The sequence below is a fragment of the Paenibacillus sp. FSL R5-0928 genome, assembly GCF_037970385.1.
GTDB lineage: Bacteria > Bacillota > Bacilli > Paenibacillales > Paenibacillaceae > Paenibacillus_AQ > Paenibacillus_AQ odorifer.
Genome location: NZ_CP150225.1, coordinates 1,508,800 through 1,534,374, shown reverse-complemented (window position 1 = coordinate 1,534,374; position 25,575 = coordinate 1,508,800). Strand labels below are relative to the sequence as shown.

At 47.8% G+C, this 25,575-nt stretch carries 21 protein-coding genes; 1 reads left to right on the top strand and 20 read right to left on the bottom strand.

All coding sequences use genetic code 11. The features are described from left to right. Nucleotide 1: 1 nt before the first annotated feature. Entirely contained in the window at nt 2–1,015 is a 1,014-nt protein-coding gene (gene hemH / locus MKZ16_RS06735; RefSeq protein ID WP_036680010.1) for a ferrochelatase, read from the top strand. Between the two features lie 90 nt (nt 1,016–1,105). On the opposite strand, the gene MKZ16_RS06730 is transcribed toward hemH, so the two are convergent. The 20 genes from MKZ16_RS06730 to MKZ16_RS06635 all read right to left on the bottom strand — a co-directional run bounded on the left by MKZ16_RS06730 (nt 1,106) and on the right by MKZ16_RS06635 (nt 25,346). Beyond that, entirely contained in the window at nt 1,106–1,558 is a 453-nt protein-coding gene (locus tag MKZ16_RS06730; protein WP_076107289.1) for an IDEAL domain-containing protein, read from the bottom strand. 358 nt (nt 1,559–1,916) lie between these two features. Next, the gene (locus MKZ16_RS06725) at nt 1,917–3,734 is read right to left on the bottom strand and encodes an adenine deaminase C-terminal domain-containing protein (protein ID WP_076107291.1); all 1,818 of its coding nucleotides are present in this window, start codon (nt 3,732–3,734) and stop codon (nt 1,917–1,919) included. A gap of 234 nt (nt 3,735–3,968) precedes the next feature. After that, nucleotides 3,969–5,201 carry an alanine--glyoxylate aminotransferase family protein gene (locus tag MKZ16_RS06720; protein WP_076107230.1) on the bottom strand — a complete coding sequence of 411 codons (1,233 nt, stop codon included), beginning with the start codon at nt 5,199–5,201 and terminating at the stop codon, nt 3,969–3,971. Between the two features lie 34 nt (nt 5,202–5,235). Continuing rightward, a complete protein-coding gene (locus MKZ16_RS06715) occupies nt 5,236–6,492 on the bottom strand; it encodes a Zn-dependent hydrolase (protein ID WP_076107232.1) in 1,257 nt (418 codons plus the stop codon). Further along, a complete protein-coding gene (locus MKZ16_RS06710) occupies nt 6,489–7,883 on the bottom strand; it encodes an allantoinase (protein WP_076107234.1) in 1,395 nt (464 codons plus the stop codon). The genes MKZ16_RS06715 and MKZ16_RS06710 overlap by 4 nt, the downstream gene beginning before the upstream one ends. Before the next feature lie 33 nt (nt 7,884–7,916). Further along, nucleotides 7,917–8,321, bottom strand: a complete 405-nt coding sequence (uraH, locus tag MKZ16_RS06705) for a hydroxyisourate hydrolase (RefSeq protein WP_076107235.1) — start codon at nt 8,319–8,321, stop codon at nt 7,917–7,919. Further along, nucleotides 8,321–9,271 carry a factor-independent urate hydroxylase gene (gene pucL / locus MKZ16_RS06700; RefSeq protein ID WP_076107237.1) on the bottom strand — a complete coding sequence of 317 codons (951 nt, stop codon included), beginning with the start codon at nt 9,269–9,271 and terminating at the stop codon, nt 8,321–8,323. The genes uraH and pucL overlap by 1 nt, the downstream gene beginning before the upstream one ends. A gap of 51 nt (nt 9,272–9,322) precedes the next feature. Then, the gene (gene uraD, locus MKZ16_RS06695) at nt 9,323–9,835 is read right to left on the bottom strand and encodes a 2-oxo-4-hydroxy-4-carboxy-5-ureidoimidazoline decarboxylase (protein WP_076099506.1); all 513 of its coding nucleotides are present in this window, start codon (nt 9,833–9,835) and stop codon (nt 9,323–9,325) included. Nucleotides 9,836–9,839: 4 nt separating this feature from the next. Then, complete coding sequence (locus tag MKZ16_RS06690) at nt 9,840–10,376, bottom strand: (2Fe-2S)-binding protein (RefSeq protein ID WP_081382493.1); 537 nt, start codon at nt 10,374–10,376, stop codon at nt 9,840–9,842. After that, nucleotides 10,363–12,657 (bottom strand): xanthine dehydrogenase subunit D, encoded by a 2,295-nt coding sequence (gene pucD / locus MKZ16_RS06685; RefSeq protein ID WP_076107239.1) that lies wholly within the window; start codon nt 12,655–12,657, stop codon nt 10,363–10,365. The genes MKZ16_RS06690 and pucD overlap by 14 nt, the downstream gene beginning before the upstream one ends. After that, the gene (locus tag MKZ16_RS06680; protein WP_076107240.1) at nt 12,644–13,591 is read right to left on the bottom strand and encodes an FAD binding domain-containing protein; all 948 of its coding nucleotides are present in this window, start codon (nt 13,589–13,591) and stop codon (nt 12,644–12,646) included. The genes pucD and MKZ16_RS06680 overlap by 14 nt, the downstream gene beginning before the upstream one ends. 58 nt (nt 13,592–13,649) lie before the next feature. Then, the gene (locus MKZ16_RS06675; protein ID WP_036680033.1) at nt 13,650–14,579 is read right to left on the bottom strand and encodes an ABC transporter permease; all 930 of its coding nucleotides are present in this window, start codon (nt 14,577–14,579) and stop codon (nt 13,650–13,652) included. Between the two features lie 3 nt (nt 14,580–14,582). Then, nucleotides 14,583–15,725: an ABC transporter permease gene (locus MKZ16_RS06670; RefSeq protein WP_076107242.1), complete on the bottom strand. Its 1,143-nt coding sequence runs from the start codon at nt 15,723–15,725 to the stop codon at nt 14,583–14,585. Then, complete coding sequence (locus MKZ16_RS06665) at nt 15,722–17,254, bottom strand: ABC transporter ATP-binding protein (RefSeq protein ID WP_076107244.1); 1,533 nt, start codon at nt 17,252–17,254, stop codon at nt 15,722–15,724. The genes MKZ16_RS06670 and MKZ16_RS06665 overlap by 4 nt, the downstream gene beginning before the upstream one ends. 109 nt (nt 17,255–17,363) lie before the next feature. Next, complete coding sequence (locus MKZ16_RS06660) at nt 17,364–18,524, bottom strand: BMP family ABC transporter substrate-binding protein (protein WP_036680038.1); 1,161 nt, start codon at nt 18,522–18,524, stop codon at nt 17,364–17,366. A 242-nt stretch (nt 18,525–18,766) separates the two neighbouring features. Beyond that, a complete protein-coding gene (locus tag MKZ16_RS06655; protein WP_179090050.1) occupies nt 18,767–19,339 on the bottom strand; it encodes an NTP transferase domain-containing protein in 573 nt (190 codons plus the stop codon). Continuing rightward, a complete protein-coding gene (locus tag MKZ16_RS06650) occupies nt 19,281–20,405 on the bottom strand; it encodes an XdhC family protein (RefSeq protein ID WP_076107247.1) in 1,125 nt (374 codons plus the stop codon). Before MKZ16_RS06650 ends, MKZ16_RS06655 begins: the two co-directional genes overlap by 59 nt. 74 nt (nt 20,406–20,479) lie before the next feature. Continuing rightward, nucleotides 20,480–22,054 (bottom strand): PucR family transcriptional regulator, encoded by a 1,575-nt coding sequence (locus tag MKZ16_RS06645; protein WP_076107249.1) that lies wholly within the window; start codon nt 22,052–22,054, stop codon nt 20,480–20,482. A 750-nt stretch (nt 22,055–22,804) separates the two neighbouring features. Beyond that, entirely contained in the window at nt 22,805–23,017 is a 213-nt protein-coding gene (locus tag MKZ16_RS06640; RefSeq protein ID WP_076107251.1) for a hypothetical protein, read from the bottom strand. Between the two features lie 892 nt (nt 23,018–23,909). Continuing rightward, a complete protein-coding gene (locus MKZ16_RS06635; RefSeq protein WP_256715558.1) occupies nt 23,910–25,346 on the bottom strand; it encodes an amidase family protein in 1,437 nt (478 codons plus the stop codon). Nucleotides 25,347–25,575 lie beyond the last annotated feature (229 nt).

The following is a 25,575-nucleotide window of genomic DNA, read 5'->3' as shown; positions in this document are numbered from 1 at the left end:
TTTGAGCAAACAGCCACCTATTGGAGTTATACTCGCCCAAATCGGCACCCCTACTGCACCAACTGCAAAAGCTGTACGGCCTTATCTGAAACGTTTTTTATCAGATCGCCGAATCATAGATTATTCTCCTCTGCTGTGGCAGCCTTTGCTGCGAGGCGTGATTCTGCGTTCACGTCCACGCCGGTCCGCTGAGCTGTACAGTCAAATATGGACAACCGAAGGATCACCACTGCTCCTTCATTCTTCAGCTCAGCAATCTGGATTGCAAGAACTGCTGGGTCCAAGGTATCAGGTAGAGCTTGGATTGGCTTATAGCGAACCCAGCATGGAGCAAGCGATGGCGAAATTCGACACGGCCGGAGTTACCCGAATTATCATTGTGCCGCTGTTTCCGCAATATTCGTCCACGACTACCGCATCCGTATTCGATCAAGCCAGCTTTGCAGCCTTAGGTCGCCAAAGCTCCACTGGACCTGTAACTAAACGTCTAATTCCGGCTCTAAGATTTATTGATGCCTACTATAATGAGCCCGGTTATATTTCAGCCTTGAAGTCACACCTGCTGCGTCAAATGGAGAATCTGAGCATAGAACCTGATTATTTTGTACTGACCTTCCATGGGATTCCCAAACGGTATGCGGATACCGGTGATCCTTATCCGCAGCAATGTATGGAAACCGCACGTCTTCTTGCTTCTGCTATGAATTGGGAGCCCGAACGCTGGCAGCTTAGTTTTCAATCACGTTTCGGGCGAGAAGAATGGGTAGGACCGTCTACAGCGGATGTTCTGGGAGAGCTTGCCGGACGAGGAATACGTAGACCTCTGATTTTTTCACCGGGTCTTGTGACCGATTGTCTGGAAACGCTGCATGAGCTAGCCATAGAAGGACGAGAACAATTCGAGGCTGGTGGAGGACAAGCAGAGGAATTTATGGCAATTCCCTGTTTGAATAACCATGAGGATTGGCTTGATTTTTTGGCTGAACTTGTAGAAAAAAATGCCCAAGGGTGGTAAAACAAAAACCGTCTTGTCCACAGATCATCTCTGTTGCAGACAAGACGGTTAGCTATATCAATTGTTAAGCATGAAGAATCGAAAGGATACTTATGCTATAAGCTGCTTATATTTCGTAGTCAGTTCATGGAACCACTGCTTGTCCTGTAAGGTCAACGCAAAATCAATCAGCTCGGCAATCTCACTCGGCTGTAAATCTGCTGAGTCATTAAAGGATACTTCAGCCATAGCTGTAGCTGCGCCATTCCCATCCTCTGCGTAATCATAAGAAAAACATAACTTAATGTCACTTTCCAGAAATTCATTACGAAGGAAATATAATACCTCACACATTAACACAGGTCTAACATGATCATCAAAGACACATTCCATAACCTTTGCCCAATATTGCTGGTTGTTGAGGTGTAACTTATCATTAGTTAAGAGATATTTCTCACCCTGAAAATCGGTGACAAATCTCAGTTCAAGCGGCTTCATCTTAAAAATAGTAGCAATTTGCTTCATGCTAATATTCAAAATATCTTGCGTTTCTAGTCTGATCATCTCTCCATGCACCTCGTCCCTCTTAGTTGGGTTATTCGAAACCTGCCATTATCTATAATTCTTTATATGCCATTATTGTAAAATTAACTCCATTAATTCACTTTAATTTTATCTAATTTAACATTATTATCGTCACCTGACTATGCTTTATTTATATTTTTTTAGGATTTCGCTCAAAAAAATGTTTCATTCTCTAAAAATCTGTTTAATATTATTGTTCATTACAATAAGATGTATAAAGATTACGCATCATGTGAAGCTTTTACTTTCTTATATTTAAACAAAAAAAACTGTTCTGAATGGTCATTACGACCTCAGAACAGTTTTTCGCATTAGGATTATGCTTCAGTTAATTTACTTAAACAAACAGTGGCACTAACTGTATTCCCTCAGGTGAAATCCGCACGAGTCCTTTATCGGTGATACGTAACGTTGGGATAACCGCCAGAGCAAGCAGCGATAAAGTCATAAACGCGTAATTCAAAGTACAGCCGGCATCATACAACGCTTTGCTGATCGCAGCTGATTTCTCAGCAGCAATTTCAAATGGCTCTGTAGACATTAGGCCTGCAATGGCCAACGGGAATAACGTTTCTCCACTAGAAGTAATTACGGCAACCCCACCTTGAGCGTCCGCCACCGCATTCGCAGCTTTAGCCATTAACTCATTATCATTGCCGATGACGAGTACATTATGACTATCATGAGCAACAGTCATTGCGATAGCAGCCGGCTCTTTAAAACCGATGCCTTCCACAAAAGCCACTGATTTATTTCCTGTTCCTTTATGCCGTTCGAGCACAGCGATTTTACACAGACCCTCCACAGCATTTACATCCAACTGCCCTGCCACTACAGGTACCGAAACTATACGTTCAATGGTCTCTACATGATTTTCTCTTACTTTAATAACTCTTGCAGTAAGTTCACCTGTTTCAATTGGAGCCGCGATAATGAAATCTTCGGCGGTAGGACGCTGTGGCAAATGAACCGAAGCCAAAACTTCCTCTGGATAAGTGAATTTAGCAAGCTCTGCCGTCATCACACCATTTTCGGCAACTACTACACCCGCGGCAATCGTAAGTACCACGTGAACATCGGCCAAATTCCCGTCCAGCAGAATAATATCCGCAAAAGAACCTGGAGTAATAGATCCGATATCCTGAGACAACCCAAAACGCTCTGCTGTATTAATAGTTGCCATTTGGAAGGCTGTTACTGGTTTCACGCCTTGAGCAATCGCATGGCGAACAACGAAATCCATATGACCTTCGTCGCGTAACGATTCCGAGCTGCGGTCGTCAGTTACCAGCATCATGCGGCGCGGATCAAGTCCACGCTCTGTATGAGCGGTGATGGTCTTGGCAACATCATGCCAAGCCGAGCCCCGGCGCATTTTGGCATACATGCCCAGTCGAACGCGCTCAATCACATCGTCTGCTGTAACACACTCATGATCACCAGTCACCCCTGCCGCAGCATACACTGGCAGTCTCCAGTCGCTGGAAGGCCATGTGAAATGACCGTCAACAAATCTGCCTGCCCGCAGCGTAGCTTGAATCTCTCCAAGCATTTTCTCATCGCCGTAAACAACGCCAGGGAAATTCATCACTTCGCCCAGAGCAATCACATCTTTGCCCCAAGTAAAAGCTTCGGCAACTTCTTCAGGACCAATTGAGGCACCCGTTGTCTCGAATTCCGCACCTGCCGCAGGCACACAAGAAGCCACCTGCATGTAAGCAGCTAACGGCGTACCCCGCATCTCATCCAGCATCAATTGAATACCCTTCAGCCCGAATACATTAGCAATCTCATGCGCATCAAAGAAACCACCTGTTGTGCCAAGCGGCAAAACAGCGCGGGAAAATTCAGTAACGGTTAGCTGGGTGCTCTCAATATGGCAGTGGCCATCGAGCAATCCCGGAGCTATATACTTGCCGTTCGCATCAATAACTTGCGTTCCTTCGCCAATCATATGTGTCACATCTTTACCAACATAAGCAATTCGTCCACCTTGAACACCAACAGACATTCCTTCTAGAATTTCACCAGAGCATACGTTGACCAGCTTTCCACCTGTAATTACCAGTGTTGCCGGTTTATCGCCTCTTGCCGTAGCCACAAGCTCAGGTACACAATCTGCTAAAGGCTTTCTTGTAAAAGTTGTCATCTTCATCTCTCCCCCGTTAGTATCCAAGTGTTGTCTTGATGTAGTGAATAGATCCGTAATCATAGAGGATTGCCTAACTATTAAGCCTAGGATAATATAGTTGCGCAGGTCTGTATTTGTAAGAAAAAACGGCTCAATCATCCCTGTAGATGATAGCCGTTTACTTATTCCCAAAGATTGTCCAAACCATCCGGACATGCCCCTGTTTTTACTCTCCCGCCATCCGCTCTATTCCAACGATTATCTTACTTTTGCCTCATATACGTCAAGTGCTGCCTGAACCCCAAACCCGCAAGGCCCCTTAAATCCATGACGCTGTAATGCGGCTTCCAGCGCTCCAAGCAGCCGCAACACGTTATTCTCACGACAGCTAAAACCCATCGTACCGATGCGCCAGATCCTTCCCTTTAACGGTCCAAAAGAACTGGCAATTTCAATTCCGAACCGCCCCAGCAGCAGCGAACGGACAGCTTCCCCATCTATCCCCTCAGGGATCAGCACACAGGTAACAACAGTAAGCTTGCAGGAAGGATCCCCGTATAGTTCTAAACCCATAGCTGTTAATCCAGCTACAAGTGCTTTTTCATGGAGGATATGTCTGGCGAATCTGGCATCCAGTCCTTCTTCAAGGGTAAGCCGCAAGCCCTCCCGCAGTGCATAAAGCATTGAGGTCATCTCTGTATGATGATTGAGACGTTGTGGACTCCAGTAATCCTGAAGCATGCCGAGATCGAAATAATTGCTGCGGACAAAAGATAAGTCACCTGGCTGGACATCACTTGTTCTAATCCCTCGTTCTACTCGTTTTCGGGTCATGAGCTTAGCTTCAGCACGATCATTATACGTTATCGGTGCCATTCCTGAAGGGACGGACAGACATTTCTGTGTACCGCCAACGACGGCATCCAACATCCAAGCATCTGTCTCGACAGGAAGGCCCCCAATGGTTGCAACTGCATCAACTATGAATAAAGCATCCATCCGGCGGCAAGCTCTACCGATTTCCGCGAGTGGCTGCACACGTCCTGTAGAGGTCTCCCCATGAACCATTGCCACCACATGTGGCTTAAAAGTCTCCATAGCTGCTATCACTTCATCCGGCTCAAACACACTCCCCCATGGCTTTTCCAGCACGAACACCTCAGCGCCACATCTTTCAGCAATCTCATGCAATAGATGTCCGAAGCGGCCAAAGATCGGAATCAGCACACGCTCACCCGGCAGGATCAAACTAACCATCACGGCTTCAATTCCAGAACGGGAGGTACCATCGATAGGGTAAGCCCATGAATTACGAGTAGCGAACAGCTCCCGCAGCATTTCCATCGTTTCATTCATAATAGAGGTGAACTCTGGATCAAACTGACCCAGCACCGGAAAAGACATCGCCCGCAGTACACGCGGATCTACCTCGACCGGACCCGGAGTCATAATACAGCGTTGGGACGGCGACAAATCTTCGTAACGCTTCATGATGATCCTCCCTTAAAAGTTCGGCGAACTCTTTTTAATAAGCTAACTCATATAACATCGCAGTCAGAACCTCAAGCCCAGCCGCGAGCTGCTCAGGGGAGGTATACTCTTCCGGAGAATGGCTGATGCCAGCTCGGCTTGGCACAAATATCATCGCAGTAGGGCAACGCGGCGCCAATAGCTGGGCATCATGTCCCGCTCCACTTACCATCGTGCGGTACGTCTTCCCCTGTTGGCGGCAGATATTTTCCAGCATTGCAGATAGCTTCATATCCATAGGTGCAGGGACTGTGTGGAGCACGGATGTAACCTCCAGAGTTACCCCACGTTTAACGGCAATTTCATTACATTCCGCAAGAAGCTTCTCACAGAAACGTTCCAATTCGTCCTCTTCACTATGGCGGATATCTAATGTAAAAAGAACCTCACCCGGGATCACATTTGGCGTATTCGGATACACCTCAAGCTTACCCGAGGTTGCTACAAGAGGTTCACCAGCCGTTTTAGCAGAACTTTCAAGCACGTACAGCATTTCAACCGCACTAGCCAGTGCATCCTGCCGCATAAACATCGGTGTCGTGCCCGCATGATTAGCAATACCCCTGACCTTGACCACATATCGTCTCTGGCCAACAATCCCCTGAACAACGCCTATCTGAGTGTCTGTTTTCTCCAGAATAATCCCCTGCTCGATGTGCAGTTCTACAAAAGCACCAATATCATTTCTGACACCATTCCGCTTAGAAGCTTTCTCCTCCGTTATGTCCTGTAAGAAGCTGGATTGTGCCATTGCTGCTTTTAACGTCACGCCCTCTGCATCCATACAGGTCTCGGCCTCGCTTCCGTCATACCTTTCCGTGACATGGCCCGAGCCCCAATAAGCAAGCGGAAATCGGCTCCCCTCTTCTTCACAAAAAGATACGACCTCAAGCGTCCGCTGCGGCTGACCAAAGTTCTTCTGCAACTCTTGAAGCGCAATCATAGCCGCAGCGATCCCATAGGCACCATCATATTTTCCGCCATTGACTACAGTATCGATATGCGATCCGGTTAAAATAACCTTTTGCTGCGGATCGCGTCCACTCAATCGTCCATATACATTGCCAACCTTGTCTACGGAAACCTCTAAGCCGAGCCCAGCCATTTTTTCCTGCAAAAAAATCTGCACCCGGCTCCATTCCTCCGTATATAGCAGTCTAGTAACTCCTGGCCCAGGTGTGCTGAATGCCGCCAGCTCCTCCAGCAGCTCCAGCAGTTTCTGAGTCAACGCTTGAACTCTGGAATCATTCATAGGCTGTACTGCTCCTTCCTAATTCGCAGCCACTGTCCACCCCCCTCACTGATCACTCCTTCTTCAGAGGTATAGATCACATTCCCGCGACAGATCGTAGCAACTACTTTGCAGGACAAAGTTCTTCCGATGTAGGGGCTGTGCTTGTGGCGATACAATAAATCCTCCGCAGTCAGCGTATAGGTTGTATTTGGATTCAGCAGAACTAGATCGGCATCTAGACCTAGGGCTATAGCGCCTTTACGATGCTCTATTCCAAACCGTTTTGCGGGTTGCCCTGCGAGCAGACGAGAAATTAACGTCACAGGCAATCCCCGCACATTCACGCCTTCATGGAACATAAGCTCCAGACTGCTCTGCGCACCCGAGATCCCACCCCAAGCTGCAAAAAAAGACAAGTCCGGCTTCACCTTCAATTCCGTTGGACAGGGGGAATGATCCGAAGCGATCAGATCGATTTTGCCGTGGGCTAGCATCTCCCATAACTTCTCCTGCTCCACCGCACTTCGCAGCGGAGGCGCACACTTCGCCACAGGTCCTAACGCCTCCATATCATTTTCAGTGAGGACCAGATAATGTGGACAGGTTTCGGCCGAAACGTCCAGACCTCGAAGCTTAGCTTCATAGATTTTCTCAATGGCAGCAGCCGTGCTAATATGAACAAAATGCAACCGGCAGCCCGTACGTTCACTGTACAGCAGCGCCCTGGACACTGCCTCCAGCTCTGCTTCAGCTGGGCGGCAAGCCGCAAAATCACTTGCGCTGGTTCTGCCATTTCGCACTGCATCTGCGGTCAACACCGCCGTGATAGCCTCACTTTCTGCATGAAGCGCCAAAATCCCGCCCAGAGAAGCGATTCGCTGCATCCCTTGATAGAGTGTATCCTCATCCACTTCACGGAATCTGCCTTCGCCCTCCCCTCCAGGATTGGAGAGAAAGGCTTTAAACCCAGTGACACCAGAGGCTGCCAAAACTTCTAAATCATCCAGATTGCCGGGAACGAGCCCACCCCACAGCACATAATCAACGGCAGAGTTTCCAGCCGCAGCATCTACCTTTTGACGAAGTGCAGCCTCGTTCACAGTCGGTGGATTGCCGTTAAGCGGCATATCTGCATAGGTTGTGCAGCCGCCAGCTGCCAGCGCCGCAGAACCGCTGCGAAAGCCTTCCCAACGTCCAAACGTTGGTTCATTAAAGTGGACATGCATATCAATCATACCGGGGAGCACATAAAACCCATCTGCGTCGATGACTTTGGTTAGCGGCGCAAGCGAAAGTTCCTCTCCAAGTTCGACAATCTTACCCTCTGATACTGCAATATCCAGCTTGAGTACCTGATCGGGCAGCACTACATTCCCGTTCTTAATCACAAGTTCATAGGATTCCTTCATGAGCTGCCACCTCCTCCGGTCGTCAACTTTCTCTTAACTTCCCCGATACGTACTATATCCACCAGGAGCTACTAGCAAAGGTACATGGTAGTGTTGCATGGAGCTCTCTATATGAAAGCGAATAGGTATCTGTTCTAGAAAAAAAGACATCTCACGTTGAGTGTCTACTGCGCTTTTTGTTACTCCTATGTCAGCTGCTGACGCTTTGGCATCAGCTCTACGGTAGTAATCGCCAACCATAAACAGCAGCTCGTAACATCCAGCCTCCATTTCGTTTCCCTCCAGCAGCGGAGCATCCAGCCTCCCGTCACTATTCGTGACTTCTTCACACAGAAGCTTGCTCATCCCATCCGTAAGCTTCCAGAGCTGAAGCGTCAGACCTGTAGCAGGAATCCCCCGCGACAGATCCAGCACATGGGTGGTAAGACGCCCGCTCATTACGCTGTCTCTCCGGCCAGATCTGCACGGCTGACAGAAAAGCCCTGAAAACCATAGGGTGGACGAGGTTCGGTGAAGACTCCACCTTTAGTTTCTTCAGGCTCAACAATGGTTTCCCAAGTCCGGTTATTGGACTCAAATGAAACGGTAGCCAGCTGTGGAAAACGGGACAATACGCGCAGCCCAATTTGATAAATCAACGATTGGATTGAAGGACTGTTCAGCTCATGAAAAGCGCTATGGGCGATATCGCGAACCTGCTCCGCAGCCACATATTGGCCTAAATCTCCATCCAGAGCATGCTCAACATCACTGTAGGTCCAGTTAATATTCAGAAAAATATAAAGCGGACGGTCAAAGCTCTCCGGCAATGTTGTATACTCATCACGGACGAATCCATAAAACGAGCTTCCACTTACTTTTATCAGCTGTAAATTCTTCAATCGGCATTCATGAGCGATAACCTCAGTCCCATTCTCTCCACGTTTTATAGTTAACGAAGCCGAATAAGATTCATTATTGGAGTGACGCAGTACTAAATGACTCTGTTTAAGCCCCTCAACCCCGGGCACCATCACCTGTTCAAAAGGTAACCGGTCTGCGGAAACTGAAACTGCGGTGACATGATCGTATTTATCGAGAAAACGGCTGCTTAGAAGCTGCAGTAGCCCCTCCGTTGTGCTTCCAGTGTAGTCCGCGGTATTGCGCAGGATAAAATTTTTCATAGAATCGGTAGCAACGACCATGGAATTATTCCCCTCTGAAAAAGAAGGAAGAAACGCTTCGCCCGTGACTGCGAATGTAATATTATGTGCGAATATAATGTTGTCGCAGCCCGTGAAGGAAGATTCGGGAGCGGGGGTAACGGCCAGCGGTTTAGCATAGGTACGATAAGTTAGCACATCACTTTTTCCATAAAACATTGTACGTCCGTTAATTGGTTCCAGCATGGCTGACACCCTCCCCGTTTATGATCAATGAATGAATGAGTGAATGAATAATTAAATAATTAAATCACTTAGGCGAAATCTCGTAATTGTACCGACTTCAGAAAAGGCTTGAACCCATTCCTCCTGAGGGGAACGCTCTACTCGCACTCCAATGGCGCTGATGATGTCATCTTTGTTTTTGCCACGAACAGCTAGAATAAAAGGAAAATGAAATTTGTCCGTATACTTTCGATTCAGATCATTTAATAGATTGAACTCTTCCGTTGTTAGCCGATCCAGTCCAGCTCCCTGCTGCTCCGAGGCAGACAAAGCCGTAACTTGAAGCCTAGTCGCCAAATCTGGGTGAGCTTTTAATAGTCCCTCCATTCGGCTCCGGTCAGCACTCAGTACGGTCTGCATCATTGTGCTATGCAAATGCTCTAAAGAATGGAACGGAATCTGCTTATAAATCTCCTCTGCTACCCACGGTGAATGTTCAAAAATGCCGCCTAGATGCTTCACAAAATCCGTTATACTCATGGCATTTATCTCTTCCAACGTAAACCTGCCTTCAGAAACGACCATCCACTCAACCTCCAATAGCTTTGTTAACAGCTCGTAAAATGCCACCGTACCCCGTACAGCGACAAATATTACCCGATAAAGCTTCTTCCACTTCAGCCGGAGTAGGATGCGGGTTCTCTTCCAGCAGAGCAACTACCGAGATAACCATCCCTGGTGTACAATAACCGCATTGGAACCCCCCCTCTTCTAAAAAAGCCCGCTGAACGGGATGTAAGCCTACTTCACTAAGACCCTCAATTGTTGTAATTTCCGCACCTGAGCATTGATAGGCCATAACCAGACATGAATTCACTGGACGTCCATCCACCAGCACCATACATGCCCCGCAGCGGCCAATCTCACAAGAACGTTTTGTGCCGGTCAGCTCCAAATCTTCACGTATGACATTTAAAAGCCGACGGGAGGGTGGAATCTCCATGGATATCGCTTTCCCATTAAGATTGCAATTAAAGGTGAACCTCTCTTCTGTGAAGGCTTCCTCAGACGAAGCTGGGATTGGGTTCTCTTCATCTAGATTGTGATCTGAATTATGACTCGGCATGGATGTTCACCACCTTTTGTGGAATAAACGGTGTAGACTGCAGCCATTCGGGATCAATGGGCAGCTTGGTTACCCGCTTCCCTACAGCCTGAAATATGGCGGACACGACTGCCGGAGCTAAATTGACGGAACCCACCTCTCCAATGCCGCGAGGACCGTACGTGTCATGATCCGGCAAATCCTCTATCGGCTGCACCTGAATGCTGCCATTCATGTCGGCAATGGTCGGCACCAAATAGGTGTCTAAATTTTTGGTGACATAGCTGCCGCCTGACATCACAGCATCCTCTGACAAAGTGAAGCCTACCGCCATACTGCTGCCACCTTCGATCTGCCCGAGATAACCTTGCGGATTAGCCACCGGTCCCGCCGCTACCGCATGATATTGGTCCAGTACACGGACACGTCCAGTAAGCAGATTAACTTCCACGCGGACTGCGATTGCAGAATAGGTGTATAGGAAATGTGCCCCCACTCTTTTAAAGGGTGTGGTTGGATAAGTAAACTTTGTATTACAGACAATGGGTTCTGAAATACGCTGTGCCAAGTCCTTGTAAGTCAGAAGCAGACCGCCGTCTTTTAGCCAAATGCCGCCAGGGCCGAGCTTCATTTCATAGTTATCCAGCTCCGGCTTTAACATCGCAGCTGCCTGCAGTACTTGAGTGGTGAAGTCTGGACGGAGCCGTTTCAAGGCCATCCACATCATGCTGGTTGATCGGGAAGCCGTACTAGATCCGCTATCGGGCACAACATCCGTATCGCCAATGACGATGCTTAGATCCTCTGCCGCCAAGCCAAACTGTTCAATCAGCATTTGTTCCATTGTTGCAATTAAGCCCTGACCAAACTCCTCGTAACCAAACACCGCCTCAATCTTGCCCTCTAGCGTCAAAGAGAGCCTGCCACCCGCCGGATCGGGAATACCATAACCAAGTCCTGCACCATGCATAGCTATAGCAGCACCCGTTCCAGTTACGATCCAAGGTTCCACAACACCTGAATCACTGTCTGTAGATGCGGCCTCAGTCATAAGAGGCGAACCCGCCAGCGCTTCCCACACCTGAAAGGCACCATCGGTCTGAGCAATTTCCTGACCCAGTGGCCCCAGATCTCCATATTTACGCAAATTGCGGCGGCGTATTTCCCACGGATCGATCTGCAATCGCTCAGCCAACCGATCGATTTGTCCCTCCAAAGCGAAAATCGCCTGATTGCCGCCAAACCCGCGAAATTCACCAGATACACCGTTATTGGTATATACAGCAAAACCCTTCACATCCACATGATCGATGATATAGGGGCCCATCACATGTTCTGTCGCAAAGTTGAGCACCTCCGCCCCCAGTGTTGCGTAAGCTCCCGTATCCGAAATAATTCTGACCTGGTGGGCCCTGATGATTCCTTCGGGGTCGCAGCCAGTCTTCATGGTGATTTTCATGGGATGGCGTTTTAGTCCTGCACGTACCGATTCAGCTCTCGAATTATGCAGTCTTACCGGACGGAGTGTCCGCAAGGCGAGCAGCGCTCCATACGGCTGTACATTCAGCTCGTCTTTTCCTCCAAAGGACCCGCCGATAGGACTCGAGATGACGCGAATATCTTCTTGAGGAATAGCCAGAATTCTGGATAGCTGCAGGCGATCCATCAACCCATGTTGTGTAGCTGAATATACGGTAAGCCGTCCGTTATCCTCTGGGATAAACAGTCCACCTTCAGTCTCCATATAGGTGTGCATTTGGCGTGGTGTATAGTAAGTCTCCTCTACCACATGACAGCAATCCGTAAATACCGTTTCCGGCTCCCCTTTCCGATATTCCGTATGATGAAGCACGTTTCCCTCGGCATGCAGCAAAATTGCGTCCTTTTTCATCGCCTCTTCCGGATTCTCCAGCAAGGGTAGAAGCTCATAATCCACTTCGATAAGAGATAAGGCGTATTCCGCAATTTCGTCCGTCTCAGCCGCGACTGCCGCAATCGCATCGCCAGTGTAACGCACACGGTCACTGCAAAATACCGGTTGATGCGGCAAAGCTATGCCAAAGCCGTTAAGTCCGGGCACATCCTCATGAGTGATTACAGCGTGTATACCAGGGACTTCAACGGCCTTCTCAATGCGTATGGACAAAATACGAGCATGTGCCTGCTCACTGCGGAGCACGCGGCCGATCAACATTCCTTCTGCCCTCATGTCGGTCAAATACTGCAGCTTACCGGATACCTTGCCCTCTCCATCAGGTCGTGTACGCCAGCGGCTACCGCTGGATTCCTTATTCAGCAGCATTTTCCCTCTCTCCTTTCGTCGGGTTATTCACCTCTAAACTCCGTATATTCATAGCCTTCCACAGCTCAGATACAACCAAATTCCCAGCAGTCTTTTTCTTGTAAAGTTCTGTTGCAAAGGGATCACTATACGTCTCAAAGCTGTTCTCAACCCCTTCATATAAAGAAGCCAACAGCTCATCTGTATACCTCACACCTTCAAGCATAACTTCAGCCCTACTTAGTCGCTGTGGCCGCCCAGAGCCCCCACCTGCGGCGATACGCACCTCACGGAAACGGTGTTCCTCATCGATTGATGCTGAGATTGCTACCGTTACAAGTGAAGGGGTGAACGCTTCCCTGCGGCCAACCTTACGAAAAATTTCTAGCCTATCCGTTAACGGACTCTCTAAGCGAGTAGGTGAGATGCGAATCTCAGCCACAAGATCCGCCGCAGGTTTTATCCCGCTCCAGTGATTGTTTAGCCACTCTATCAAAGGTAGTGCCGTCATAAATTTGCCGTCAAAGGAGATTAACTCCGCGTCATAGACCAGTAACGCAGGTAGAATATCTCCGAAGCCAGAAGCGATATTGCCCCCGAGCGTGGCAAGATTACGCACCGACGGAGCCGCTATGCAACGTGCAGCCTCTTGCAGCGCAGGAGCTACGGCCTGCAAATGCTCATTACTGCGGCACTGGGAGAGTGGAACAAGAGCGCCCAGAGATAAGTGAAATTCCGTTAAGGTAATGTCGCCGAGATTTGTAATTTGCCGAAGATCAATCAGCTGTTTGGGCATATGAGTCGTTCCATTTTCCCACCCTGTTCTCAGCAGTGTTCCCCCTGCAACATATCGAGCACTGTCTCCAAACGCCGTTTTTCTCTCCCAAGCTTCGTGCAGGCTGCGGGGTTGAATTACTTCAGGTAGCCTTCCTTCCTCTTCCCGTATAGCTCCCATACACTCCGCCTCCCTTTTTGAGTACCAGATTGCTGCTTCCCTTCTCGTATAGCCTGCCTTAAAACCTTTGTTCCCGAATATAAGGAACTCCGAGCGCCTCCGGTGTGCCGGATGGTTTGTTGCGATTGCGGTACCCCAGGTACATCAGGACCAGAATGGTCACAAGGTACGGAATCATTTTGAGAAAATAGGGCGGAACTGCACTGCCCAGCAATTGAATACGGAAGCCAAGTGAATCCAATGCCCCAAAAAAGTAGGCGCAGAACAAGGCACGCAGCGGATTCCATCTGGCGAAAATCACCAGCCCTACCGCAATCCAGCCCCGGCCGGCTGTCAGCCCTTCATTCCAGGTTGGCGCGTAGGCCAATACCATATCCGCTCCGGCCAGGCCGATGAGAGCAGCACCGGTGATCACATAGCTGTAGCGGATAAGCTGTACACGGATCCCCATCACATCTGCGGTAGCCGGACTGTCTCCGACTGCCCGCAAATGCAGGCCCCATGAAGTGCGGTGAATTAGCAGATGCAGAGCAAGCACTAGCAGCAGGCTGAACCAGGTTAGGTAGTCCATGTTGCCGAATATTTTTCCGATGAACGGTACATTTTCCAGCCAAGCCAGATGCAGCTTAGGGGAGGTTCCCGGCAAAGGAATGCCGCTGATCGGTTTACCAAGATAAGCGCTCAACCCACTGCCAAACAGGGTCATCGCAAGACCGGACATCGTTTGATTCGCCCGCAAGGTCACACAGAGAAAAGAATGCAGCAAACCAAGTACAGCCGTTATAGCTACGGTAGCCAACAGAGCCAGCAGCAGGTTTCCGGAGCGAATATACACGATACAAGTGATGACCGCTCCCATCAGCATCAGACCTTCAGCCCCAAGCTGTATAATGCCGGCTCGTTCATTTAGAATGCCTCCCAGCGTAGCCAGCAGCAGCGGGGTCCCTGCGGAAATAGCGGCAATAAGTAGCTGTGTTGTAAAATCCATTTCCTATCTCCCCCCTTTCAGCTGAACCCGGCTACGGCGAATGCGGAAACGATAGATCATATCGCCAGCAATCAAGAAAAACAGGATGGAGCCCTGCAGCATTTCTGATATCGATGAGGGCAGCCCGATGGTTTGAACACTATATCCGCCAACAATTAAGCCACCGAATAAAATAGAAGTAACGATTAGACCGAGTGGATTCAATTTGGCCAGCCAAGCTACAATAATGGCGGTGTATCCATAACCCGGTGAAATGCCCTGCATCAGCTTGTGTGTAACACCGGAGACCTCCGCCATGCCAGCGATCCCGGCGAGCCCCCCACTGATCAGCATGACGATAATAATATGGCGCTTGATAGGAATCCCCGCGTATCTGGCTGCAACAGGATTGGCCCCAATCAGCCGGAGCTCGTAACCCAACTTGGTAAAACGAATCATTAAGTAATAAATCACAACGGCGATAAGTCCAAATAACAATCCAATATGCAATCTTGTACTTCCGAGAACAGGCAGCGACTGAGCCGCAGTAAACATAGGTGATCCCGGGAAATTAAATCCTTTAGGATCTTTCCAAGGTCCGAATACCACGTAATCGAGCACCAATAGGGCAACATAATTCAGCATTAATGAAGTGATTAGCTCATTCACTCCAAAATGTGTCCGCGGAATAGCAGTCAGCAATCCCCAAAGCGCACCCGCGGCAATCCCGAACAGCAGCATTAAGCTCAGGGACCAGAATGAAGGTAAGTCAGGAAAATAAATCGTGACCGCTGTGGCCGCCATAGCCCCAACAGTTAACTGGCCTTCTGCTCCAATATTCCATACCGAAATGCGGTAAGCCACAGCAATCCCAAGCCCACATAGGAGTAGCGGGATCGCTTTAACCATCGTTTCCGTGAGCCCATACGCAGTGCCAAATGCGCCACGGAACATTTTTTCATAGACCAGCACCGGATTCATACCATTCGCCGCAATAAATAGGGCACACAACAATAGCGCTAAAACTATAGATACAATAGGTGTCCACCAAGGAGAACGGATGCGGCTGGCATCGTATTCGAAACGTAGAGAGAATCGTTTTCCGGAGTGGGAGGGGAGGGGTTCCAGTACTGCTGCTGCGGTATTTCTTCCATTCTCCAGACTCATACGGCGCTCTCCTCTCTATTATGAATACCAGCCATTAGTAGTCCGATGCTCTCTCGATTCGCTTCCTCATGTGTACTCTCACCAATAATTGAGCCGTTATAGATCACTAGAATCCGGTCGGACAACTGAAGCAATTCATCTAAATCCTCCGAAATTAACAACACGCCACTACCTGAACCACGCAGCTCCATAAGAAGGTCGTGAACACCAGCCGTGGCACCTACATCCAGCCCTTGTGTCGGATGAACGGCGACCATCAGCTTCGGCCGATGACTGATCTCACGTGCAAAGAGCAGCTTCTGCTGATTACCACCTGACAACTGTTGTACTGGCGTCTCGAGCTCAGGTGTTTTGACGTTAAAGCGCTGGACCAGCTCCTGTGACCACAAACGGTTCTTCGCGGACTTCAAGAAACCAAATTTGGAATGCTCCTCTGAGCGGTAAGACTTAAACAAAAGATTATCCACCGATCCGAGGCGTCCAGCTAAACCGCTCTTCATCCGGTTCTCCGGCACGTGGGAGATTCCTGAATCAATTGCCCCTCTAACCGAAGCCGATTTCACCGTCTTTCCATCAAACGTGATTTCACCACTTTTCCAGCCTCTAAGACCTGTTAACACTTCAGCCAGTTCCTTTTGCCCATTACCAGCTACCCCAGCTACGCCTACAATTTCCCCTTTACATACGTTCAGAGAGAAGTGATCCAGTGCTTTTCGCCCGTGATCAGCATATACGTCCACATCTTTCACTTCTAATAAAGAATCCCCTTCAGTGGCTTCCCGTTCTTGACGGGTGATGGTTACTTCCTTGCCCACCATCAGACGAGCCAGCTCCAGTTCATCTGTATCTGCCGTGGTCAGCGTGGCGATCATTTTCCCTTTGCGCATGACGGAAATCCGATCGGAGGACGCCATAACCTCTTTCATTTTATGAGTAGTCATAATGACCGTCTTTCCTGCTTGCTTCATGACCCGCAGCGTTTCAAATAGCTGTTCCACCTCTCCCGGGGTCAGTACAGAGGTTGGTTCATCCAGAATAATAATGTCAGCCCCGCGATACAGCGTCTTAACGATTTCAACACGCTGCTGCTCACCCACGGACAACTGCCAGATCGGGCGATCCACCGGGAAATTCAGTCCAAACCGTTCCGCTAATGCCTCGATCTCCTTGTGTTTCTTCTTCATCCACTTACGGCCGCGCCAGAAAGACGACTTTTCGCCAAGCACGATATTTTCTGCTGCTGTGAGGCTTTGCACCAGCCTAAAGTTCTGAAACACCATACCTACACCCAGCTGCGCAGCATCTTTAGGAGAACGGATCTGAGCACCTTTCCCATGAATGAAGATTTCTCCTTCGTCTGCTCTATACACCCCTGACAGCATGCTCATCACCGTGCTCTTCCCGGCCCCATTCTCCCCAAGCAACGCATGAATCTCACCCGCATTTGCCGAAAAGTCGACTTGATCACTGGCGGTTACCGAGCCGAATTTTTTCACAATCCCCCGCATTTCAACTGAAGTTCCCCGCATGGCCTGAACCCCTCCTTCCTTCAAGTTGTAGTACGGGTGGGGAAGTTTCCGCTTAACGGAACCCGCCCCACCCATAGATTGTGCACATCTGATTCCCTATTTTTAAACATTATTGCGGGATAGTTCCTTCCACACCCTTTACGAGCCAGTTCATGCCCAGCACTTCCTCCAAGGTCAGCTTCTGACCCTCCTGAACCTTCACATTCCCTTGATTATCTGAGATCGGACCTGTGAAAACCTCCAGCTCACCACTGATAATTTTGGCTTTGGCGTCTTCGACAAGCTTTTTCACATCATCTGGGATCTTGTTCCCGAAAGGAGCCAGCTCCACCATACCGTCAGCCATATCACCAGAATATTGCTCGCTCTTCCAGGTTCCATCCATAACTGCCTGCACAGCTTTTACGTAATACGGCCCCCAATTCCATACCGGATTCGTCAAATAATTGTCCGGAGCGTATTTGCTCATATCCGAGTCATTCCCCCCGGCAAAAGCCCCTCGTTCAGCAGCAGCCTGCAGTGTTGCAGGTGAATCCTGATAGGCCAAAAGCACATCCGCACCCTTATCCAGCAAGCTGATTGCCGCTTGACGTTCAGTCGTCGGGTCATACCATGTATTCGTCCATACCACATTCACCTTTACATCAGGATTGACACTTTGTGCTCCAAGGGTAAAAGCATTCAAGTTATAGATCACTTCGCTGATCGGAAAAGCCCCTACATAACCCAACTGATTATTTTTGGTCATTTTCCCTGCCGCTATGCCGCTCAAATAGCTGGCTTGATAGTTCTTCCCGAAGTAGGTCCCCATGTTCTCTGCGGTTTTGTAACCCGAAGCATGCAGGAACTTCACGTTGGGGAATTTGCCCGCTACATTTAATGTGAAATCCATATATCCGAAGCTCGTTGTAAACACGATGTCGTGTGATTGTGCAAGCTCGGTGATGATTCGTTCGGCGTCAGCACTTTCAGGGACATTTTCTACAAAGTCAGCTTTAATCCCAAGCTCCTTCTCCATATACAGCCGTCCTTGATCATGTTGGTATGTGTAGCCGCCATCCCCTGGAGGTCCGATATAAACAAAAGCAACCGTCGGTTTCTTTGCAGCCGGTTCTGTTGTTGCAGTTGCCTCTGTTGCCGCTGTAGTTGTCGCTGGTGCCTCAGTTGCATTTGTAGAAGTATTATTATTACTGCCACACCCCACCAAAGCCACCGTCATTAGAACCATTAATGCAAGACAAGATGTTATGAACTGACCCCTTTTTTTCATAATTCTCCTCCTCCAAATCATCTCTCATCATGGCTGCAACCATTAATGTACTTCTACTATACTTAGAGGTGGCCTTGGCGTAAATTTATATAACATACGTTTGTATATAAATATAAGAATCAGAACTTTTTTTGTGTGTAATGCACTAATTGGTTTTTGGAAGGTGAGTTACATGTCATATTATATGACCAAAGGTGGGAAAGGAACACTGTTTCAGATTACTTTTCAGACTATTCTTTACTTCACTTTCCATTTCTCAGAATCCATTGCTCCTGAATCTCACCAAAATCCGCTTTTGTATCTGCGTCCATGAAATAATGGGCAGACTCAGATTCCAGAACAATCCCCTTATAATCAGGTGAACGCAATATCCCCGCCGCTCCTCGATCTCCATCTAATCCCTGTAGTGCTGGAAACAACGTCTTCGAGAACAAAGCCGGGGGCATAGCCGACCCATTGCTGACGCTAGCGACATAATCCATCTCCGGAGATTGTTCAAACGTTTGTATTAGACGGTTCACTAATGCTGTAGTAATAAATGGCTGATCCGCAAGCGCCACAACTACTGCATCGGGCTGTAAAGGTAATACCGCATTAAGGCCACAGCGCAGTGAAAAAGACAATCCTAGATGTGCGGTTAAGCAAGTTTCGGTACGTCTGGATGCTTGCGGTTCAATCGCGGGTGGCAGCCATTCCAAGTTGTCATCCGCACGCACTACCACGATTAGCGGTTCTAGATTGCAACGATCCAATTCACTAAGCGCGACGCTCCCGAGTGAGACCTCCTGCGACAATTTCAGTGAACCCTTGGACACGCCCATCCTCCTGCTCTGCCCCGCTGCCAAATATATTCCTGCTACCTTCAATACTATCCGCTCCTTTGGGCAGCTCTCGTGAGCCCACCCTTCTAATTTGAATAATTTCCGCTATAATACTGACCGCAATCTCCTCCGGACCTTCTCCTCCAATTGGCAACCCTACAGGTGCATGCAAAGATGCAGGAACCTCAAACCCTTCCAGTAAAAGAGATATCCGCGCCTTCGAACCGATAATCCCTATATATAGAGGAGCAAGCGGAATCACACTCTCCAGGAACTGTCTATCCCGCCCAAGTTGATGACTGCAAATCAATACATAATCCTCCCGAGCTACGCTCAATCGCTGAACAACCTCCATAGGGGAACAAATTACTTGTTCAGCTCGAGGAAACTTATTGTGCAAGCTTCCTTCACGCCAATCCGCAACCGCTACCCGAAAGCCAACTCTGTCAGCAAGTTCCGCAATAGGAACCACATCACGTCCCCCGCCAAAAATCACAAGCCGCGGTTTGGGCACGAAAGACGTATGGAATGCTGTCAATTCTGCTGGAGCGGCCATAAAGCGACCTGCCGCCAGGCTTTCTTTTGCCGAGTGGGATAATGTCGGATGTTTCTTGCTCTGCGGCAGTACAATGTCTGGATCCAGCTCCAGCTTATAGATAAAACCTTTCTCCACTGCTTCGCGGAACAAAATTAGCTTCTCTCCCCTAGCCAATCTGTCACTCGCCTGCACTAAAAGCTTGTAGAGCTGACCCCGCACGGGTTCTAGCACTACTTTGATTTTGCCTCCACAGCCGACAACCTCACCCCAGGACAGATCATTCGGAGACAGCATGTTGTATTCCACAATTTCGGGCAGCCCTCGTTCCCAGATCTCAGAAGTTCGCAGCTGCAGATCGTTTTCCAGACAACCTGGACTCAGGCTCCCAATCGTACCTTCTTCAAAAAACAACATCACCGCTCCGGCTTTACGATACGAGTGTCCCTCCACCTCTATCAGCGTTGCCAGCACCGCAGGCGCCTGATGGGTTTGAATATGCATTGCGATTTCATGTGTATTCACGAGGTTCCCCTCCTCCGTGTTTGCATTTCAACCCAGAACTTAGAACTTAGAACTTAGAACTTAGAACTTAGAACTTAGTCCCTTCCGAGCATCCTCCGAAACATGAATACTAACTTCAACCTCATTAGATCATTTATTTTTTTAAAATCGACGTCCAGCAGCTCACTAAGCTTCTCGATCCGGTAGGTAGCCGTGTTTCGATGAATAAACAGTTTCTTAGCCGTCTCATTAACATGACCATCGTTCTCTAGATAAACTTCCAGCGTCCGCAGCATTTCCCTGACATACTCCGGTTCTCGGTTAAGCAACCCTCTAAGACTTCCATTACAATATTTCTCCATAACCTCTGCCGGAATTTGCCCGAGTAGCAGGTTAAGCTCAAGCTGCCGGTAATGAACAACATTCCCTTTTACTCCCCCGCCCTGAAGCATTCCTATACAATCCTTTACCTCCGCAAAAGCCTCCTTCAGCCCCTCCGGCTTCGCTTTACAACTGCTTATCGCAGCTCGCGGATAATATCCCTTATCAAACTTCATGTTGTTAAAACAAGCCTGAATTAGATCCCGGAATTGTTCAGGACGCTGACGATCTCCCGGATATATAGACAAAAGTCCTTGATCTATGATCACATGAATTCCCTTTACTTCCCGCAGCCCGGGATGTTCAAGATATTCTTCTTTTAGTCTGAGCAGCTCACCTTGGCGTTCTTCCCCAGTCGCAGCTGTATCGGTCAATAGGAGACAAAATGGTGATTGAAGCAGCTCAATCTCCAAGTCGAGAGCAGCCTGCGCCAAATCTGTGTAAGATAAATTACCGCTCAAACAACGTCTCAGCAATCCGCTAAACTCCCTGTATTCTGCCTGTTCAAAATAATCTTCGTATCCTGAATGAATATGATATGAAATAAGTTCAGCTCCCTGAACGAACAAACTTTCTTCCATTGGGAGCAATAAAGGGTCGATGGCACAAAACAATAGATATCCGGAGCACTTCTCTCCTTGCAAAAGTGGTGTACGGTAGCCCACATGATCTCCAACACGAAAGCGCTGATTCCGTTTCTGCCACGGCCACCCCTCCAGCAGCTGTGAAGGATAGTATTCAGAGTTGTTGTAGATCACATCCCCCCGTGCGCTAACCACCACAAGTGAATGGCCAATCACTTCAGACACCGAATCAAACAACGGACGGCTGCGGACAGATCTTAGGGCGAATTGCATCAGCTTTTTCTGCTTCTCCATAATGTTCTGCAGAACGTGAGTGCTGCGGCTAAGCTCGGCGCGAAACAGACCATTCATCTGATCCGAAAAAGTAAACTCGAAAGGCAGCTGGATAAGCGGGAAGTTAAGACTCTCCGCTTCTGCAACCAGTTGCTCTGGTACTTCATCCCAAAATCGCCCCAGCTTAATACCCAAGGCCGAAGATCCCCGGCGATTCAAAGTCTGCAGCAAGGCAGAGGCTTCCTCCATATTGTCCTTTATCAAATAGGCTGTCGTCAGCAGCATCTCGCCTTCTTTGATCCAATCCGAGATATCGGGGGCATCCATCACATTAATTGACTTCACAATTCGATGTTTCCCTTTAGACCCAGCGATAAGCTTCGCCTCGGACAAAGGATAAATGGACAACGCTTCTTCAACCGTAAGATGCATGCCACCCCTCCTTATTAGAATCAATAGAACCATTTCTGATTTATAATGTTATTTTATGTAACATTATAATTAAAATGAACCGTGTTGAATAGAGGGAAGTTAAATTTTCATGATTTATATGTTAATAAACATAACATAAAACGAACATGGATCATGAATTATTAATTATTAATTATTAATTATTAATTATTAATTATTAATTATTAATTATTAATTATTAATTATGAATGATGAATGATGAATGATGAATGATGAATGATGAATGATGAATGATGAATTATTAATTATTAATTATGAATTATTGAACTTTAGCTCATATCGTTCATGTGAACTGTATAAGGGGATTGGAAAATAGTAGGTGGAGTTGAGGGAGGGCTTTCGAGTAAAAACAAGTTTTTACGGGTTCACGCGGGAATCTGAATAGGGAGTCGGAATAGGTGGCAGGGTATTCTCAGGCTATTCGAATTGGCCATCAAGATCGAAGTCGCAGGCACACCAGCGCTGCAAGACGGGGAATTGAGCGGTGTATGAGATCCGTACGAGCAGAGATAATACCACCCCACTATAGCCGTGGCGGAGGTACAAACTATTATAGATCCACTGCTGCCGGTAGAGGTGAAAGGCACTTTTGCCCTTCTTTTTGGCTATTCGGCCGGAATTGCCGGGATGAAGGGCCTTTTTGCCCTTCTTTTTGACTACATAGGCGTCTTCGCCACATTCTGCGGGATTTATACTGTTCTTTTTAGTTACTTATGCTACTTTCCTGGGTTCTACGGGATTTATACCGTTCTTTTCAGCTACTTGAGCCATTTCCCCGGATTCTGCGGGATTTATACTGTACTTTTTAGCTGCTTGAGCCATTTCCCCGGATTCTACGGGATTTATACTGTACTTTTTAGTTACTTGAGCCATTTCCCCAGATTCTGCGGGATTTATACTGTACTTTTTAGTTACTTGAGCCATTTCCCCGGATTCTGCGGGATTTATACCGTTCTTTTTAGCTACTTATGCCACTTTCCCAGATTCTGCGGGATTTATACCGTTCTTTTTAGCTACTTGGGCCACTTTTCTGGATTTTGCGGGAGTTATACCGTTCTTTTTAGTTACTTAAGCACTTCCCACGATTTCTACGGGATTTATACCGTTCTTATTAGCTACTTGTGCCATTTCCCGGTTTCTGCGGGATTTATACCGTTCTTTTTAGTTACTTAAGCCATTTCCCAGATTCTGCGGGATTTATACCGTTCTTTTTAGCTACTTGTTCCACTTTCCTGGATTTTGCGGGATTTATACCGTTCTTTTTAGTTACTTAAGCACTTCCCCCGATTTCTGCGGGAGTTATACCGTTCTTTTCTCTCCAGCGACGTATTCACTTAATTCAACTGGTCTTATACCACATAATCGAGCGCTGAATTTATCTTTTTCACTCTACCACTCCACTATTGAGCCAACTTAAGCTACCTTAGTTTTTAAATCAACTCCACTGGGCTCCCCGGTGTAAATAAAACTAAGAGTAGGCGGGAATGACATGTGTATTTCGTTAATTTGTGAATCAATAAGTGAGTGTGGCGTTAGAGTGTATTGCTAGAATGTAATCCTAGAGTGTAATCCTAGAGTGTAATCCTAGAGTGTATTCCCAGAGTGTATTGCTAGAGTGTAACCCTAAAGCGTCTTCCTAGAATGTATTTCTAGAGTGTATTCCAAGAGAGTAATGGAGGAGTATCGGTTAACAGTAACTAGAAATGTAACTAGAAATGTAACTAGAAATGTAACTAGAAAAGTGTCAAGATATGTTGTTCAGTAGCTACGGTCTGTTTAGTATCGCTGCTTTTTCAAGACCACTGCACTCAGCCTCTCAAGACTGCTGCCACACTTCATTCACCCAAGAGAGTAACCGGAGATCCTGACCATGTCCGGCGATAACGGATAATCCCAGTGGCAATCCACTTGTGGAGAGCATAGGTAATGTTACCTGAGGCAAACCTGCCAACCCAGCTATGCAACTCAACATCATCGCACCACTACGATTCACCTCCAATTGGCGCAAATCCCCTCCACGCAGCGGCGCTGGTCCCGGAACTGTCGGAATCACAAGACAATTGTCCTCTCCTAGCAGCAAGCGCAAATGATTAGAAATCTCTTTTTGCTTACATTGTGCAACGCTATGATCCTCTTCCGCCAAACTGGCAGCCCACGAGAATCGCGCTGTAATATCAGGTCCAAAGACTGGTTTCTCGTTCTCAATCCAAACGCCATGAGTTTCCCAAATTTCATTACCCTGCAATTCTCTAAAAACATCCATCCAGACCTTTAACCCCTCCAAAGCAATCTCTATCTCCATGAGATGATCTGCCCCGGATCGCAAACACCTTAATCCCTCCGATAAAATAGCTGCATTCTCCAGATTAACCAAAGCCCAGCAGTCAGTAGCAACAAATAAAGTACCCATTTTATTTTTGTCTTCCATATTCTTTTTTACCTTGTTTTCCGGGCCAATCTCTAAAATTTTCTCCGTACTCTTCTCAGTACTCTTCTCAATACGTTTCTCCAAAATCGTTTCTAAACTTTCCTTCTGGCTCTTTTCTAAATTATTTTTATCAGTCTTCACCATGTCTCCCTCTAAGTTGTTCTTCAAATTTTCCAATACATTCTTCTCTATGCTCTTCCCTACAGTTTCTTCTAGACTACTTCCTATTTTCTTCGACGTCTTTACAGATGTACTCCCAGCCACAAGTAACACTTCCCCTACCTTCTGGAGCACATCCAAGCGATCCGACACCCAGCCAACTGTATCAAAAGCCGGAGATAATGGAATAACACCTTGAAAATCCACAGCTCCATGCGTTGGCCGGAAGCCATATACTCCGCAATAAGAGGAAGGTACTCGAATTGAGCCACCGGTATCTGTTCCGAGCGCAAAATCAACACTACCAGAAGCTACCGCTACTGCCGAACCACTTGAAGATCCGCCTGGGATACGACCTACAGCACGCGGATTAATCGGCGTTCCATAATGATGGTTCTCGCCGCCCAGACTATACATCAGCTCATCCGTATGGGCAGCACCACGAAGTGTAGCACCCGACAACAGTAAACGATGTACAGCCACCGCATGCTCCGTGGACGGATGATGGCTACGCAGCCAATCAGGATTACCTGCAGAAGAGCTGTGTCCAGCTACAGCAAATACATCTTTTACTGCAAAGGTCAGTCCATCCAATATCCCGCTTCCTAAACTCTCAACCGTAAGCTCAGGATCTATAAACGCACCATACCGATTATCCAAAACCATAATTCCCCCTCCTCCCTAGACCATTACTTTTACCCTTCCATCAGCCTTTCGGATCCCACGCTTCTCCTACGATTCCTCCAGCGTTCCTTCCAATTCCTCATCTTTCCTCCTACGACCCATCAGCAGCTTTTCCATCCATCATTCCACCTACGATTCTTCCATCAGCCTTTCGGATCCCACACCATACCGCCTTCGATTCCTCCAGCAGTCCTTCCAATTCTCCATTTTT